Here is a 14,775-nt window from a genome sequence, read left to right on the forward strand (position 1 = left end):
TGCGGTAGATCCTGCGATCACCGATACTCCCTTTATAGGCCGGTTCCGGCCCTTGCGCCAATTCTCGTTGGCAATGACAGATATTTCAGTGATGAATGAATTGTTCAAGATGCTGCTTTCGGGGCAATAGTCTCGCGGGCCGCAATTGGGAATTTATTAATAGCCTAACGGCAACAAATGTCTTGACTCATCCCGGGAACGGGTTAAACTTTTGGTAACCCTCGTCAGCCCTGCGGCGGCGGGGGTTTTTCACATTGACTGGAGAGATACATGCGCCTCGCACCCTTGCTCCTCACCCTGGCGGGTACGCTGGTCTCGCACGCCGTCCTTGCGGCCGAGCCAAGTTTCTGCCATTCCGTCTGCGACAGCGAACGCCGTGCCTGCAAGGCCGACGTGGCGCAGCTGGCGGCCGAAGACGGCGAGGGCCTGCTGGTGACGCAGGAGAAAAACCAGCTGGCGCGCACGGCTGCGAAGACTGGCGCACCTTCGCCGGAGCCGGTGCGGGCCGGCGAGCACTCGGCGGTGCAGAACCGGCGCATCGTGCGCACGGCGGCCTGCGAGAGCACCTGGCAGCGCTGCGAACGAACCTGCAAGGCGCCCGAGGCCAAGGCGCCGGTCTCGCCGATTTTCACGCCGCGCAAGAGCGGCTGAGTACTGCCCGACAGGAGAACGCCATGCTTGATTGGATGAACTGGCTGGTCGGTGCGGGGATCCTGGTGATCGCCGAACTGTTCACCGGCACCTTTTATCTGCTGATGATCGCCATTGGCCTGGCCTTCGGCGGCATCGCCGCGCTGCTGGGCTTGAGCGGACCGATCCAGACGCTGGTCGCGGCCGTGGTCGGCGTCGTCGCCACCAGCATCCTGCACCGCAGCCGTTTCGGCCGGCCGGCCAAGGGAAGCGCCAACCGCGACCACAACGTGAACCTCGACATCGGCGAGCGTGTCAGCGTTCCCAGCTGGCAGGGCGGCCGGGCGCGCGTGATGTACCGCGGCGCGCTGTGGGATGTCGAACTCGGCCCGGGCGCGCTGCCCGAAGCCGGCGAATACCGCATCGTCGAAGTGCAGGGCAGCCGCCTGATCGTCGCAAATTCATAAACAAACGAATACTCATCTTGAAAGCATGCTCATGGAATTCTCGTTCGGAACGGTAGCGCTGGTCATTTTCATCATCGCGATGGTCTTCGTCTTCAAGACGATCAACGTCGTCCCCCAGCAGCACGCCTGGGTGGTCGAGCGCCTTGGCAAGTACCACGCGACGCTGGCGCCGGGCCTGAACATCGTGATCCCCTTCATCGACCGCATCGCCTACAAGCACGTGCTCAAGGAAATCCCGCTCGACGTGCCGCCGCAAGTCTGCATCACCAAGGACAACACCCAGCTGCAGGTGGACGGCATCCTGTACTTCCAGGTGACCGACGCCATGCGCGCCTCCTACGGCGCGTCGAACTACATCCAGGCCATCACCCAGCTGGCGCAGACCACGCTGCGCTCGGTGATCGGCAAGATGGAGCTCGATAAAACCTTCGAGGAGCGCGACCACATCAACACCACCATCGTCAACGCCATCGACGAGTCGGCCGCGAACTGGGGCGTGAAGGTGCTGCGCTACGAGATCAAGGATTTGACGCCGCCGGCCGAGATCCTGCATTCGATGCAGCGCCAGATCACCGCCGAGCGCGAAAAACGGGCACTGATTGCGGCGTCCGAGGGACGGCGCCAGGAGCAGATCAACATCGCCAGCGGCGAACGCGAAGCCTCGATCGCCCGCTCCGAAGGCGAGCGCCAGGCCGCGATCAACCGCGCCCAGGGCGAGGCGAGCGCGATCGTCGCCATCGCCGAGGCCAGCGCCACGGCGCTGCGCCAGGTGGGCGCCGCGATCCGCGATCCGGGCGGCGAGGACGCGATGAACCTGCGCGTGGCCGAACACTATGTCGACGCCTTCGGCAAACTGGCCAAGACGAATAACTCCATCATCGTGCCGGCCAACCTGGGCGAGATGAGCGGGCTGATTGCCAGCGCGCTGCAGATCGTGAAGACGCAGAAATGACCGGGGCACGAACGCCGCGGGTCATCATCATCACCGGCGCCTCCGACGGCATCGGCGCCGAGATGGCGCGCCAGCTGGCGGCGAAGGAGGGCGCGGGCCTGGCGCTGGTGCTGGCCGCCCGCAACGCCGCGCAGCTGGACGCAGTGGCGGCCGAATGCGCCGCCTTCGGTGCACAGGTGCTCGCGGTGCCGACCGATGTGGGCGTGCAGATCCAGTGCCGCAGGCTGGTGATCACGGCCGTCGAACGCTTCGGCCGCATCGATGTCCTGGTCAACAACGCCGGGCGCTCGGCGCACGCCCTGTTCGAAGAGGTCGAGGACCTCGGCTGGTACGAAGAGCTGATGCGGGTGAACCTGTGGGGCAGCGTCTGGTGCACCCAGGCGGCGCTCCCGCATCTCAAGGATGCGCGCGGCAGCATCGTCGCCGTCTCCTCGCTGGCAGGCCTGATCGGCGTGCCGGGACGCACCGCCTACAGCGCCACCAAGTTCGCGATGACCGGCTTCTTCGAGGCGTTGCGGGCGGAAGTGAAGGGCGCCGGCGTGAGCGTGACGACGGCGTATCCGGGCGTGGTCGCAACAAAAATCCGCTATCGCGGCTTCAATGCGCAGGGCGAGGCGGCGGGAGCGAGCGGCTTGAAGGAAGAGGGCGCGATGAGCGTCGAGGAATGCGCGCGCCTGATCATCGAGGGCATGAATGCGCGCAGGCGCGAGGTGGTGATGTCGGCCAAGGGGAAGCTCGGGCGCTTCCTCAAGCTGCTGGCGCCGGGCATGGTCGAAAAAATGGCGCTGGCGGCCTTGAAGGACGAAGTCAAGCCGCATGGGTAGGCAAGACCACGAACATGCATACGGCCGGCTGTCGAACGTGGTGAGGTGAAACAATGCGCACGAAGCACGTACTGATTGCCATGCTGGCGCTGATGCTGGTTTCCGGACTCCTCGAGCCGCTCGAACCGACATCCGCCATGCCGCCCGCGTGGTGGGTCCTGGTGTCGGCCTTCCTGTCGAGCTTTTTACCGTTCTACTGGTACCGGCTCGATAGCGAAGCGCGCCTGTTCCTGCCCTCGCGCTGGATGAGCACTGGCGTCGTCACGCTGACGCCGGTCGTGTTGCCGATCTACCTGCTGCGCACCCGCCCGCGCGGCGAGCGTGCCCGCGCGCTGCTTCGGTGCCTCGGATTTTTCCTTTTGATGATACTGGCGTCCGGCTTCGGGACCGCGCTTCGGTTCGCCGTCTACTGAGGCGCGCAGCAGCCCATGGCCCGGGCAAATGCGCCGCCCCGACCAGCACCACTGCCGAACCCTCGTCGAGGGCCGCGCAGCGACGGCATCCATGCGACATTGCGCTCCTTCAGCATCAGCTCGTAGGGTGGGCACTCCGTGCCCACGCCGTCTCAGCGGTCGCGCAGTTGCGGGATAACGTGAAGTCAGTGGTGTGCAGCCGCCGCAACGCGTGGGCACGCAGTGCCCACCCTACATGCTCAGAAGTCGATCGACCCCGACACGCTCACCGTGCGCGGCGCACCCGCCACCAGGTAGCCGAAGCCCGGATAGCCGCCGCTCGAGGCCCAGTAGCTACGGTTGGCGACATTGTCGATGCGGGCACGCAGCGTCACGTCGCGCGCCATCACGCGCGTCATCCAGGTCGCGCCGATATCGAGGCGGGTCCAGGACGGCAGCCTTTGCAGGTTGGCCGCGTCCGCGAACTGGTCCGAGGTGTGCACGGCGCGCGCGTTCAGCGACAGGCCCTGCACGCCCGGCACGCTCCAGTCGGCGCCGAGGTTGAACTGCATTTCCGGCACGCCGATCGCCTCGCGGCCGTCGGTGGCGCCGTTGTAGGTGTGGCGCTGCTGGGTGTCGAGCAGGGTGGCCCCGCCCAGCAGGCGCAGGCCCCTGGCCGGCGTGCCGAACACCGACAGCTCCAGCCCGCGGTTGCGCTGTTCGCCGAACAGGCCGAAGGTATTGTTCAGGACATTCGTCTGCGGCTGGCTGGTCGTGAACAGGGCCGCGCTGGCGCCGAACTTGCCGGCGTCGACCTTCACGCCGATTTCCTTCTGGCGCGAGGTGTAGGGCGCGAGCACCTCGCCTTCGTTGGCGAAGAGATGCGCGCGGTCGAAGCTGGTGGCAACCGTGCCGGGCTGCAGCGCCTCGATATAGTTCGCGTACAGGGACACACCCTCGGCCGGCTTGTAGACCAGGCCCGCGACCGGCGTGTTGGCGCTCGATTCGTAGCGCGAGTTCTCGATGCCGGTGGCGTAGTCGTAGCCGGCATCCCTGATGCGCTGGTGGCGCAGGCCGAGCGTCAGCAGGACCTTGTCGCCGGCGAAGGAGAGGGTGTCGGCAATCGCCGCGCTCGACAGGATGGTCTTGCGCGTCAACAGTGGATCGCTCATGTTCCCGCCGGGGTAGGCGAGGTAGCCCGGCGCGGCCGCGTCCATCGGACGGTAGATGTTCGTGTTGATCAGCGCGTTACCGAGCGCGAAGGCATTGCGCGACTCGCTGTGGAAGCCCGAGGCCGTGGCCGACAGCGTGTGGCCGATCGCGCCGGTACGCAGGCTCGTGCGGGCGCCTAGCTCTCCGGTGCGCACCTCGTCCTCGCGCACGTTGTCGAAGCGGCTCATGGTGGCGCTGCCGTCCCGGGCGAAGACGTCGGCCGAGGCGAGCACATTCGATTCGTCGCCCTTGCGCGCGCCGAAGGCGGCCCAGGCGACCGAGTCCTTGCCGAGATCGACTTCCGCGCGCAGGGTGCCGAACACGTCGCGTTCCTTCGACACCGTCCAGGGCTGGGCCCAGTTGCTGTCGGCATCGGGCGCTTCGAGGATAGGCAAGCCGGCCGCGACGGTGACGCTCGGGCGTGCCTTGTCCAGCCGGTGGTTCTGGTAACCGGCGTCTGCCGACACCCGCCAGCCGCGTCCGCGGTAGTCGGCGCCGACCGAGAACACGGACAGTTCGCGGCCCTCGCGGTCGATGGCGGTGTCGCCGTCGCGGCGCGCGCCGTTGATGCGCAGGCCGGCGCGGCCTTCGGGACCGAAACGGCGCGCCAGGTCGAAGGCGCCGTACAGCTGGCCGCCGCTCTCGACGCCCAGCGTCACCTGGTTCAGGGGCGCGTTCGGCGCGCGTTTCGGCACCAGGTTGATCATGCCGCCGATGCCGCCGCCGCCCGGCGCCGCGCCGTTTACGAAGCTGTTCGCACCGCGGAAGACTTCGACGCGCTCGAGCAGTTCGGAGGCCACGAACTGGCGCGGCAGCAGGCCGTACAGGCCGTTATAGGCGAGGTCGTCCGAGTTGACGGCGAAGCCGCGGATCACATACAGCTCCTGGTAATTGCCGAAGCCGCGCGCCACGCGCACCGAGGGGTCGTTCTGGACCACGTCGGCGACGCTCCTGGCCTGCTGGTCCTGGATCAGCGCGTGGGTGTAGTTGGTGGTGTTGAAGGGCGTGTCCATCATGTCGACATTGCCCAGCAGGCCGATGCGGCCGCCGCGCGCTACCTGGCCGCCGGCGAAATCCTTCGGCAGGCCCTGGGCCGAGGCGTCGGCCGAGGCGGTGACGACGACGGTCTGGATCGGCTGTTCAGGGGTGTCTGGAGCGGCGGTCTGGGCGCCGGCATGGCCGGAGATGAAGACGAAAGCGCCAAAGGCGAGGGGAGTAAGGCGGAGCTGGTTCATCGGTAGTATTGTTCTTGAATGAGAATAGTTATCATTATTATGCACGCGAAGCTTGCGGCTGTAAATGAGAACCATTATTATCTGTACTCATCTTCTTCAAGCGCCACATGTCATCGCATTCCCTACGCCGCTGGTCCTGGATCCATAAATGGAGCAGCCTGGTCTGCACCATCTTCATGCTCCTGCTGTGCCTGACCGGCCTGCCGCTGATCTATCACCATGAGATCGGCCACCTGCTGGGCAACGATGTCGAGGCGCCGAAGCTGGATTCCACTCTGGCAGCCGATCCGCCGCGCGCGAATGTCGACGACGTGATCGCCGCCGCCCGCGCCCTGTATCCGAACAAGATCACGATGTACATCTCGCAGGAGACGGACGAGCCGGCGATCTGGAACGTCACCCTGGGCGACCACCCGACCGACGAACACTACAAGCCGATCGCGGTCGACGCGCGCACGGCCAAGCTCATCACCGAGCCGGCTTTCGAGGGCGGCGCCTTCATGTCGACCATGTTCCGCCTGCACGTGGACCTGTTCGCGGGCCTGCCCGGCAAGCTGTTCCTGGGCCTGATGGGCCTGCTCCTGCTGGTGGCCATCGTCAGCGGGGTGGTGCTGTACGCGCCCTTCATGCGCAAGCTCGACTTCGGCACCGTGCGCCACGGCCGCACCGCACGCCTGAAATGGCTCGACCTCCATAACCTGCTCGGCATCGTCACGCTGGTGTGGGCGCTGGTCGTCGGCGCGACCGGCATGGTCAATACCTGGGCCGACGTGCTGCTGAAATACTGGCAGGCGACCGAGATCGCGGCCATGCTCGAACCCTACAAGGGCGCGCCGCCGCCGACGAAACTGGCCTCGATGGACGCGGCCGTCAAGGCAGCCGAGAAGGCGGCGCCCGGGATGCAGGTCGGTTTCGTGGCCTTCCCCGGCACGCCGTTCGCCAGCCCCCATCATTACGGCGTCTACATGCGCGGCAACGAAGCCTTTTCCTCGCGCCTGTACAAGCCGGTGCTGATCGACGCCCAGACTGGCGCCATCACCGACCACCGCGACCTGCCGTGGTATTTGACGGGCCTGCTGATCTCGCAGCCGCTGCACTTCGGCGACTACGGCGGCGGCTGGATGAAGTTCCTGTGGGCGCTGCTCGACCTCGCGACCATCGTGGTGCTGGGCAGCGGACTGTATTTGTGGTTCCAGCGTGGGCGCGCGCTCAGGCGGCATGCACAGGCCGTCGCCCGGCAAATGGGAACGCCGGCGCGGGCACTGGTGCGCAGCGGGGAAGGGCGATGAACAGCCCTTTCCTGAAACTGTGGGGCATGCCGATCCTGCTCGGCCTGCTCACCACGATCGGCCTCCTCAGCGCGCTGCTGGGCGACGGCATCTGGGACATCGTGTCCGCTTTCGCGCTCGGTATCCCGGTCATCATCGGCTTCTGGTACGGCCTGCGCGGCTGGCGCAGCTGAGCATTTCTGAAGCCTTCCTTAAGCCGCCTTTCGTTGCCTGAAGCTTAAGCTTTTCCAAAGAATTGCCCCGTATAAAGTGGAGACACCAACCACCACACATCGGGACACTCCAGTGAAGAACTTCATCCGCGCCAACAAGGGCTTTATCGCTTTCATGCTGCTGTTCGGCGTGTTCCGAACGGCGGTCGCGGACTGGAACCCGATTCCCTCGTCCTCGATGCGGCCGAACCTGCTCGAGGGCGACGTGGTGTTCGTCAACCGCCTGGCCTTCGATCTGAAGGTGCCGCTGACCGACACCATCGTCACCCGCACCGGCGAACCGCAGCGCGGCGACGTCGTCACCTTCAGTTCGCCGAAGGACGGCACGCGCCTGATCAAGCGCCTGGTTGCACTGCCGGGCGACGTGGTCGAGATGCGCAACGAAATGCTGATCATCAATGGCCAGCATGCCCAGTACGACGCCGTGCAGCAGGTGATGGAGCCGGCCGGCAAGGGAGAAGTGCCGGCAATGCGCATCAGCGAGCGCCTCGACGGCCACGCACGCCGCGTCCAGTTCTTCCCGCAGATCGATTCGCCGGCGCGCAATTTCGGACCGGTGACGGTGCCGCCGGACCAGTACATGATGCTGGGCGATAACCGCGACAACAGCGCCGACTCGCGCTACATCGGTTTCGTGCCGCGCAAGCTGCTGATCGGCCGCGCCGAGCGGGTGCTGGTCTCGGCCGATACGCTCGGTAACTGGCACCCGCGCTTCGACCGCTTCGGCATGTCCCTGCGGGATTAAGCGGCTGCCGCTCCGGGCCCGCTCCCGATGAGCTGACCTAATATTCTGTACAATCTCGGCCTTCCCGCTTCACTGAAAGTCCCTGATGTACAGAATCCTGACCGTCGTCCTGGCCTGCCTCGGCATGGCCGGGGCCCTTGCGATCGACACCTATCTGCCCTCGATGCCGGCCATCGGCCGCGATTTCGGCGTCGGCCCGGTCGCCGTCCAGCAGACCCTGTCCGTCTTCCTGTTCTGCTTTGCCTTCATGATGCTGTTCTATGGCACGCTGTCCGATTCCTTCGGGCGGCGGCGCGTGATCCTGGTCGCGCTCGCGATCTATACGCTGGCGTCGGTCGGCGCGGCCTTTGCCCCGAGCTTCGGCTTCCTGCTGGCCTGCCGCGCGCTGCAGGGACTGTCGGCCGGCGCCGGTTCCGTCATCGGCCAGGCCATCGTGCAGGACCGCCTGAAGGGGGCCGAGGCGCAGAAGATGATGTCGAACATCATGATGGTGTTCGGCCTGGCGCCGGCCATCGCGCCGATCCTCGGCGGCTGGCTGCACGTGCACTTCGGCTGGCGCTCGACCTTCTGGTTCCTGGCCGCCTTCGGCACCCTGCTGATCGTGCTGACGCTGCGCCTGCTGCCGGAAAGCCTGCCGGTCGAGAAGCGCCAGCCTTTTCATCCAGCGACGATCGCGGCCAACTACCTGAAGGTGCTGCGCAATCCGCAGTTCCTGCTGCTGTCGCTGTCGGTCGGCATGTCCTTCGGCGGCCTGTCGCTGTATATCGGCTCCGCCGCGAATTTCGTGATGGTCATTCTCGGGCTGCCGGAGACGGCCTTTGCCTGGATGTTCATCCCGCTGATCGGCGGCATGGTGCTCGGTTCCGCCTGGGGCGGCAAGCGCGCGGCGCACATGGCGGCCGGGCGCCTGAAGTGGATCGGTTTCGGCACCATGCTGGTGGCGGCGGTGCTGAACATCGGCTACAACGCGCTGTTCCCGGCCGCGATTCCCTGGGCGGTGCTGCCGCTGGCGATCTATACCTTCGGCCTGGCCGTGGCGATGCCGGCGGTGCAGATGACGGCGCTGGGGCTGTTTCCGGACAACCGCGGGCTGGCCTCGTCGATGCTGGGGTTTATCCAGATGATGTCGTTTGCGCTGGTGTCGGGGCTGGTGGCGCCGGTGCTGTTCGACAGCGCGTTCAAACTGGCTTGCGGGGTGGGGGTGGGGCTGGTGTTGAGTTTTGGGGCGTGGAGGGCCAGCAAGCTGGCGTGAGCGTTGGCTGCGGGCTGCTCACCGTTTACGCGTGAGCTCCGGAGCCCACGCTACGGTGCACCCCAGCCAACGACAATTGCGTAACGTAGGGTGGGCTCCCGAGCCCACGCGTTTACGCACATGTGGACACCGCGCCGCGAATCACCGCCGGTTCGTCTTCATCGCCGACTGCACCTCGCGCTTGGCATCCCGGTCCTTCTCGGTCGCGCGCTTGTCGTGCTGCTTCTTGCCCTTGGCCAGGCCCACTTCGCACTTCACCCGCCCGCCCTTGTAATGCAGGTTCAAGGGCACCAGCGTATAGCCCGAACGCTCGACCTTGCCGCGCAGCTTGTCGATCTCGGCACGGTGCAGCAGCAGCTTGCGCGTGCGCAGGGCTTCCGGGTGGCTGAAGGAGGAGGCGGTGGTCAGCGCGCTCACGTGGCAGCCGAACAGGAACAGCTCGTCGCCGCGCACGACGACATAGGCTTCCTTGATGTTCACGCGTCCTTCGCGAATGGCCTTGACTTCCCAGCCCTCGAGCACCAGGCCCGCTTCGTAACGGTCCTCGATGAAGTAGTCGAAAAATGCTTTTTTATTGTCAGCGATGCTCATGAAATAGCGAAAATCCGCGGGTCGGTTAAACTACAGCTGTCGCGGCCGAATGGCCGCGAAATGCAACTTGTCCAACATCATAACAAACGGTTGACCAATGGCAGTAGTGCACAAATCAGTTTTCCTGGGCTATAGCGCTGAACAGATGTTCGATCTGGTGGCAAAGGTGGAAGATTATCCGAAGTTCCTTCCCTGGTGCAGCGGCGTCAAGCTGCTCGAACGCAGCGACGACAAGCTGGTGGCCAGCCTCGGCATCAACTTCCACGGCGTCAAGCAGAGCTTCACCACCTCGAACCACAACCAGCGTCCGACGCAGATGAAGATGCACCTGGTCGACGGCCCCTTCAAAATGCTGGAAGGCACCTGGAATTTCAAGGCCTTGCGTGAAGACGCCTGCAAGATCGATTTCGACATGCAGTACGAGTTCTCGAGCATTATCCTCGAACAGCTCGTCGGACCCGTGTTCGGGATGATCGCCAATAACATGGTCGATTCCTTCTGCAAGCGCGCCGAGGTGGTCTATGGTGTCTGATGGGGCGGCCGGCACCCTCGCGGTGGTGGTCTGCTATGCGACGCCGCAGCAGGAATTCCTGCGGCCGCTCGACGTCGCTCCCGGCACGACGATCGGCCAGGCGATCGAGGCCAGCGGCGTGCTCGCCGCCTTCCCCGACATCAACCTGGTGACCCAGCCGGTCGGCATTTTCGCCAAGAAGAAAACCCTCGATACCGTCCTGCGCGCGCATGACCGCATCGAGATCTATCGCCCGCTGGTGGCCGACCCCAAGGATTCGCGCCGCAAGCGTGCGGCAAAGAAGGAAGCCGGCGCCCAGAAATGAGGGAAGGCGCCTAGCGGCATTCTTTCATTTCGCTGGCGGTGCGCTCGGCCAGTGCGGCACGCTCGGCATCGCTCACGAATCGTTTCTGGCCGTCCGCCCCGACGTCGGCGATCCGGATTCCCGAGTCGTACAGGCGCTTGTGCTTGCGCAGGTTCTCGCAATATTCGGCCTGGGCCGCCGCCTGCTGCGCTTGCGCCTGCGACTTGCGCTGCGCGTCCTCGCTCTCCTGCCTGCGTTTGCGATAGTCGGCTTCGCGCTCCGCCAGGGTCGGAGGCTTCGGCTTCGCGGGAGCAGGCGCCTTGTCTTCCTCCTTCGCTTCCTTCCCGGCCTCCAGCACCTGCGGCGGCGCCGCGCGACCCGGTCCCTTCAGGATCTTCGCGGCCGGCGTGCCGGGCGGCGGCGGCTGGTCCGAATACACGCGGGTGCCGTTCGGGCCGATCCAGACGAACTGGGCCTGCGCAAGGCCGGCGCAGCAGAACAGGAGCACGGCGGCGCAGCGGGACAGGGAGGGGCGAAGCGATCTTGGCATGGTGGATATTTTCGTGTGGCAACTCTTTAGCAACTGAGTGCGATTCTCCATGATTCCCCGCGGCTGTCAACGAAGCCGTGCGGAAACGGTCTTTTTTACCCAACGTGCGACGACTTTCGCGGCTTTCTGTATAATTCGCTTTTGCGCCTATAGGAAAATGCTATGCGTCTACTTCAAAAAGCACTCACGTTCGATGATGTGCTGCTCGTCCCGGCCTACTCCAATGTTCTTCCGGCCGACACCTCCCTTCGCACCAAGCTGACCCGCAACATCACGCTGAACATCCCGCTGCTCTCGGCCGCGATGGATACCGTGACCGAAGCCCGTCTGGCGATCGCGATGGCGCAGGAAGGCGGCATCGGCATTATCCACAAGAACCTTCGCCCGGCCGACCAGGCCCGCGAAGTTGCGCGCGTCAAGCGTTTCGAAGCAGGCGTGCTGCGCGATCCGATCACCGTCCCGCCGACGATGAAGATCCGCGACGTCATCGCCCTGCAGCACCAACACGGCTTCTCGGGCTTCCCGGTCGTCGAGGGCAAGCAGGTGGTCGGCATCATCACCAACCGCGACCTGCGTTTCGAAGACAACCTGGATGCGGAAACCCGCACCAAGATGACCCCACGCGAAAAACTCGTGTACGTGAACGAGGAAGCGAACACGGAAGAAGCCAAGCGCCTGATGAACAAGCACCGCCTCGAGCGCGTGCTGGTCGTCAACGACGCCTTCGAACTGCGCGGCCTGATCACCGTGAAAGACATCATGAAGTCGCACGAGCACCCGTTCGCATCGAAAGATGCGCAGGGCAAGCTGCTGGTCGGCGCGGCGGTCGGCGTCGGCGAGAAGGATCGCGAGCGCGTCGAGCTGCTGGTCGCGGCCGGCGTCGACGTGCTGGTGGTCGACACCGCCCACGGCCACTCGCAGGGCATCCTGGACACCGTGAAATCCATTAAGACCCGCTACCCGCACGTGGACGTCATCGGCGGCAACATCGCCACCGCCGCCGCCGCCAGGGCGCTGGTCGAGGCCGGCGCTGACGCAGTCAAAGTCGGCATCGGTCCCGGCTCGATCTGCACTACCCGCATCGTCGCAGGCGTCGGCGTGCCCCAGATTACCGCGATCTCGAACGTGGCCGAAGCGCTGGCCGGCACCGGCGTGCCCTGCATCGCCGACGGTGGCATCCGCTACTCGGGTGACGTCTCGAAGGCGCTCGCAGCGGGCGCCTCGACCGTCATGATGGGCTCGATGTTCGCCGGTACCGAAGAAGCGCCGGGCGAAGTCATCCTGTACCAGGGCCGCAGCTATAAATCCTACCGCGGCATGGGTTCGCTGGGTGCAATGGCCGAAGGCTCGGCCGACCGCTACTTCCAGGACGCCTCGGCCAAGGCCGACAAGTTCGTCCCGGAAGGCATCGAAGGGCGCGTCGCCTACAAGGGCAGCGTGCTCGCGATCATCTATCAGCTGGTCGGCGGCGTGCGCCAGTCGATGGGCTACTGCGGCTGCGCGACGATCGACGAACTGCGCGAAAAGGCGGAATTCGTCGAGATCACCTCGGCGGGCATGCGCGAATCGCACGTCCACGACGTCCAGATCACCAAGGAAGCGCCGAACTACCGTTCGGAGTAATGCAAGAGCGGCCCAATGCGGCCGCTTTTTTTGCATCTGCATCGGTCGTGCACCGTAGGGTGGGCTCCCCGAGCCCACGCGTTTGCACTCGATGATCATCCGCGACGCCACGCGCTGCCCCTGAATTCGAATTACTTCTTTAAATCGGCCCAATGCACTCCAAAATCCTCATCCTCGACTTCGGCTCCCAAGTCACCCAACTGATCGCCCGCCGCGTCCGCGACGCCGGCGTCTTCTCCGAAGTCTTCCCCTACGACGTCGACGACGAATTCGTGCGCAACTACGGCGCCTCCGGCGTCATCCTTTCCGGCAGCCACAACTCCACGCTGGAAGGCGACTCCCCGCGCGCCCCGCAAGCCGTGTTCGAACTCGGCGTCCCCGTGCTCGGCATCTGCTACGGCATGCAAACCATGGCCGCCCAGCTTGGCGGCAAGGTCGAAAACGGCAAGGTCCGCGAATTCGGCTACGCCGAAGTGCGCGCCCGCGGCCACACTAAACTGCTGAACGGCATCAACGACTTCGTCACCGACGAAGGCCACGGCATGCTGAAGGTCTGGATGAGCCACGGCGACAAGGTCCTGGAAATGCCGGAAGGCTTCAAGCTGATGGGCTCCACCGACAGCTGCCCGGTCGCCGCCATGGCCGACGAAGACCGCCGCTTCTACGCGCTGCAATTCCACCCGGAAGTCACCCACACGACGCAAGGCGAAGCCATCATCGGCCGCTTCGTGCACGAGATCTGCGGCTGCAAATCCGACTGGAACATGCCCGACTACATCGGCGAAGCCGTCGAAAAGATCCGCGCGCAAGTCGGCACCGACGAAGTCATCCTGGGTCTCTCGGGCGGCGTCGACTCGAGCGTGGCCGCAGCCCTGATCCACCGCGCCATCGGCGACCAGCTGACCTGCGTCTTCGTCGACCACGGCCTGCTGCGCAAGGACGAGGGCAAGATGGTGATGGACATGTTCTCGAAGAACCTGGGCGTCAAGGTCATCCGCATCGATGCCGAAGACCAGTTCCTCGGCCACCTGGCCGGCGTGAACGACCCCGAGCAGAAGCGCAAGATCATCGGCCGCGAATTCGTCGAAGTGTTCCAGGTCGAAGCCGGCAAGCTGACCAATGCGAAGTGGCTGGCCCAGGGCACGATCTACCCGGACGTGATCGAATCGGCAGGCAAGGGCAAGAAGGGCCAGACCATCAAGAGCCACCACAACGTGGGTGGCCTGCCGGAAACCCTGAACCTGAAACTGCTCGAACCGCTGCGCGAACTGTTCAAGGACGAAGTGCGCAAGCTCGGCGTCGCCCTCGGCCTGCCGCACAACATGGTCTACCGCCATCCGTTCCCGGGCCCCGGCCTGGGCGTGCGCATCCTGGGCGAAGTGAAGAAGGAATTCGCGGACCTGCTGCGCGAAGCTGACGCCATCTTCATCGAAGAACTGCGCAACACCCCGTTCGAACTGCCGCCGGTCGCCGGCATCGACGCCGGCAAGGCGCCGGTGAACTGGTACGAAGCGACCAGCCAGGCGTTTGCCGTGTTCCTGCCGGTGAAATCGGTGGGCGTGATGGGCGACGGGCGTACCTACGAATACGTGGTCGCGCTGCGCGCGGTGCAGACGCTCGACTTCATGACGGCGCAGTGGGCGCATCTGCCGCATTCGCTGCTGGGGAAGGTGTCGAACCGGATCATCAACGAAGTGCGCGGGATCAATCGCGTGGTTTATGATATTTCGGGGAAGCCGCCGGCGACGATTGAGTGGGAATAATCAACAACTCGGCAGTAGCCCGCAAGCTCAGGCAATAGAGCACAAGGAAGCCCCTGATTTCAGGGGCTTTTTTATCCTTTCGTTACAACTATGCGATCAATGGGCGGCAAGAGACGCTGGTCCTCGGCAGGTACGGTCCGGACGGGATCAAACTGGCAGAGGCAAGGGAGATGCTCAACGAGGCCAAGCGATCGCTTGCCTCTCCGACTTGCGGTGCGGGCGG

Annotated in this window: 16 protein-coding genes; 13 read left to right on the forward strand and 3 right to left on the reverse strand. The window is 64.9% G+C overall.

Going from position 1 to position 14,775, the window contains the following annotated elements; genetic code table 11:
* Window positions 1-270 precede the first annotated feature (270 nt).
* The 5 genes from LPB04_RS15955 to LPB04_RS15975 are packed head-to-tail and all read left to right on the forward strand — an operon-like array spanning window position 271 to window position 3,286.
* On the forward strand, window positions 271-651 hold the full coding sequence (locus tag LPB04_RS15955; RefSeq protein ID WP_193685498.1) for a hypothetical protein: 381 nt from the start codon (window positions 271-273) through the stop codon (window positions 649-651).
* Between the two features lie 23 nt (window positions 652-674).
* Window positions 675-1,097 carry an NfeD family protein gene (locus tag LPB04_RS15960; RefSeq protein WP_193685499.1) on the forward strand — a complete coding sequence of 141 codons (423 nt, stop codon included), beginning with the start codon at window positions 675-677 and terminating at the stop codon, window positions 1,095-1,097.
* A 31-nt stretch (window positions 1,098-1,128) separates the two neighbouring features.
* Window positions 1,129-2,049 (forward strand): SPFH domain-containing protein, encoded by a 921-nt coding sequence (locus LPB04_RS15965; RefSeq protein ID WP_193685500.1) that lies wholly within the window; start codon window positions 1,129-1,131, stop codon window positions 2,047-2,049.
* Entirely contained in the window at window positions 2,046-2,873 is an 828-nt protein-coding gene (locus LPB04_RS15970; RefSeq protein ID WP_193685501.1) for an SDR family oxidoreductase, read from the forward strand. The genes LPB04_RS15965 and LPB04_RS15970 overlap by 4 nt, the downstream gene beginning before the upstream one ends.
* A 53-nt stretch (window positions 2,874-2,926) precedes the next feature.
* Window positions 2,927-3,286, forward strand: coding sequence for a hypothetical protein (locus LPB04_RS15975; RefSeq protein WP_193685502.1), 360 nt, complete (start codon window positions 2,927-2,929; stop codon window positions 3,284-3,286).
* Between the two features lie 239 nt (window positions 3,287-3,525).
* On the opposite strand, the gene LPB04_RS15980 is transcribed toward LPB04_RS15975, so the two are convergent.
* The gene (locus LPB04_RS15980; RefSeq protein WP_193685503.1) at window positions 3,526-5,712 is read right to left on the reverse strand and encodes a TonB-dependent receptor; all 2,187 of its coding nucleotides are present in this window, start codon (window positions 5,710-5,712) and stop codon (window positions 3,526-3,528) included.
* Window positions 5,713-5,819: 107 nt separating this feature from the next.
* On the opposite strand from LPB04_RS15980, the gene LPB04_RS15985 reads away from it, so the two are divergent.
* From LPB04_RS15985 to LPB04_RS16000, 4 genes are all read left to right on the forward strand, one after another.
* The gene (locus tag LPB04_RS15985) at window positions 5,820-7,001 is read left to right on the forward strand and encodes a PepSY-associated TM helix domain-containing protein (protein ID WP_193685504.1); all 1,182 of its coding nucleotides are present in this window, start codon (window positions 5,820-5,822) and stop codon (window positions 6,999-7,001) included.
* Window positions 6,998-7,174 carry a hypothetical protein gene (locus LPB04_RS15990; RefSeq protein ID WP_193685505.1) on the forward strand — a complete coding sequence of 59 codons (177 nt, stop codon included), beginning with the start codon at window positions 6,998-7,000 and terminating at the stop codon, window positions 7,172-7,174. Before LPB04_RS15985 ends, LPB04_RS15990 begins: the two co-directional genes overlap by 4 nt.
* A 112-nt stretch (window positions 7,175-7,286) precedes the next feature.
* On the forward strand, window positions 7,287-7,958 hold the full coding sequence (lepB, locus tag LPB04_RS15995) for a signal peptidase I (protein ID WP_193685506.1): 672 nt from the start codon (window positions 7,287-7,289) through the stop codon (window positions 7,956-7,958).
* Between the two features lie 85 nt (window positions 7,959-8,043).
* On the forward strand, window positions 8,044-9,210 hold the full coding sequence (locus LPB04_RS16000; protein WP_193685507.1) for a multidrug effflux MFS transporter: 1,167 nt from the start codon (window positions 8,044-8,046) through the stop codon (window positions 9,208-9,210).
* 141 nt (window positions 9,211-9,351) lie between these two features.
* Here LPB04_RS16000 and smpB read toward each other — a convergent pair whose 3' ends face one another.
* Window positions 9,352-9,801, reverse strand: a complete 450-nt coding sequence (gene smpB / locus LPB04_RS16005; protein ID WP_193685508.1) for an SsrA-binding protein SmpB — start codon at window positions 9,799-9,801, stop codon at window positions 9,352-9,354.
* A 97-nt stretch (window positions 9,802-9,898) separates the two neighbouring features.
* On the opposite strand from smpB, the gene LPB04_RS16010 reads away from it, so the two are divergent.
* Together LPB04_RS16010 and LPB04_RS16015 are read left to right on the forward strand one after the other, a co-directional pair.
* Window positions 9,899-10,333 (forward strand): type II toxin-antitoxin system RatA family toxin, encoded by a 435-nt coding sequence (locus LPB04_RS16010; RefSeq protein ID WP_193685509.1) that lies wholly within the window; start codon window positions 9,899-9,901, stop codon window positions 10,331-10,333.
* Window positions 10,323-10,637 carry an RnfH family protein gene (locus LPB04_RS16015; protein ID WP_193685510.1) on the forward strand — a complete coding sequence of 105 codons (315 nt, stop codon included), beginning with the start codon at window positions 10,323-10,325 and terminating at the stop codon, window positions 10,635-10,637. The genes LPB04_RS16010 and LPB04_RS16015 overlap by 11 nt, the downstream gene beginning before the upstream one ends.
* A 10-nt stretch (window positions 10,638-10,647) precedes the next feature.
* Here the strand turns inward: LPB04_RS16015 and LPB04_RS16020 are convergent, their stop codons facing one another.
* Window positions 10,648-11,166, reverse strand: coding sequence for a DUF4124 domain-containing protein (locus tag LPB04_RS16020; protein ID WP_193685511.1), 519 nt, complete (start codon window positions 11,164-11,166; stop codon window positions 10,648-10,650).
* Window positions 11,167-11,328: 162 nt separating this feature from the next.
* Between LPB04_RS16020 and guaB the strand changes: the two genes are divergently transcribed.
* Window positions 11,329-12,789: an IMP dehydrogenase gene (gene guaB / locus LPB04_RS16025; RefSeq protein WP_193685512.1), complete on the forward strand. Its 1,461-nt coding sequence runs from the start codon at window positions 11,329-11,331 to the stop codon at window positions 12,787-12,789.
* A gap of 152 nt (window positions 12,790-12,941) precedes the next feature.
* The gene (gene guaA, locus LPB04_RS16030; protein ID WP_193685513.1) at window positions 12,942-14,552 is read left to right on the forward strand and encodes a glutamine-hydrolyzing GMP synthase; all 1,611 of its coding nucleotides are present in this window, start codon (window positions 12,942-12,944) and stop codon (window positions 14,550-14,552) included.
* Window positions 14,553-14,775: the final 223 nt, after the last annotated feature.

It is taken from the genome of Massilia litorea, assembly GCF_015101885.1.
Taxonomy (GTDB): domain Bacteria; phylum Pseudomonadota; class Gammaproteobacteria; order Burkholderiales; family Burkholderiaceae_D; genus Telluria; species Telluria litorea.

Coding starts and splice junctions, on each gene's coding strand:
- LPB04_RS15975 (WP_193685502.1), top strand. CDS start 2,927: ATGCGCACGAAGCACGTACTGATTGCCATGCTGGCGCTGATGCTGGTT.
- LPB04_RS15985 (WP_193685504.1), top strand. CDS start 5,820: ATGTCATCGCATTCCCTACGCCGCTGGTCCTGGATCCATAAATGGAGC.
- LPB04_RS15990 (WP_193685505.1), top strand. CDS start 6,998: ATGAACAGCCCTTTCCTGAAACTGTGGGGCATGCCGATCCTGCTCGGC.
- LPB04_RS16020 (WP_193685511.1), bottom strand. CDS start 11,166: ATGCCAAGATCGCTTCGCCCCTCCCTGTCCCGCTGCGCCGCCGTGCTC.
- LPB04_RS16015 (WP_193685510.1), top strand. CDS start 10,323: ATGGTGTCTGATGGGGCGGCCGGCACCCTCGCGGTGGTGGTCTGCTAT.
- LPB04_RS16010 (WP_193685509.1), top strand. CDS start 9,899: ATGGCAGTAGTGCACAAATCAGTTTTCCTGGGCTATAGCGCTGAACAG.
- LPB04_RS16000 (WP_193685507.1), top strand. CDS start 8,044: ATGTACAGAATCCTGACCGTCGTCCTGGCCTGCCTCGGCATGGCCGGG.
- LPB04_RS15955 (WP_193685498.1), top strand. CDS start 271: ATGCGCCTCGCACCCTTGCTCCTCACCCTGGCGGGTACGCTGGTCTCG.
- LPB04_RS15970 (WP_193685501.1), top strand. CDS start 2,046: ATGACCGGGGCACGAACGCCGCGGGTCATCATCATCACCGGCGCCTCC.
- guaA (WP_193685513.1), top strand. CDS start 12,942: ATGCACTCCAAAATCCTCATCCTCGACTTCGGCTCCCAAGTCACCCAA.
- smpB (WP_193685508.1), bottom strand. CDS start 9,801: ATGAGCATCGCTGACAATAAAAAAGCATTTTTCGACTACTTCATCGAG.
- LPB04_RS15965 (WP_193685500.1), top strand. CDS start 1,129: ATGGAATTCTCGTTCGGAACGGTAGCGCTGGTCATTTTCATCATCGCG.
- LPB04_RS15960 (WP_193685499.1), top strand. CDS start 675: ATGCTTGATTGGATGAACTGGCTGGTCGGTGCGGGGATCCTGGTGATC.
- guaB (WP_193685512.1), top strand. CDS start 11,329: ATGCGTCTACTTCAAAAAGCACTCACGTTCGATGATGTGCTGCTCGTC.
- LPB04_RS15980 (WP_193685503.1), bottom strand. CDS start 5,712: ATGAACCAGCTCCGCCTTACTCCCCTCGCCTTTGGCGCTTTCGTCTTC.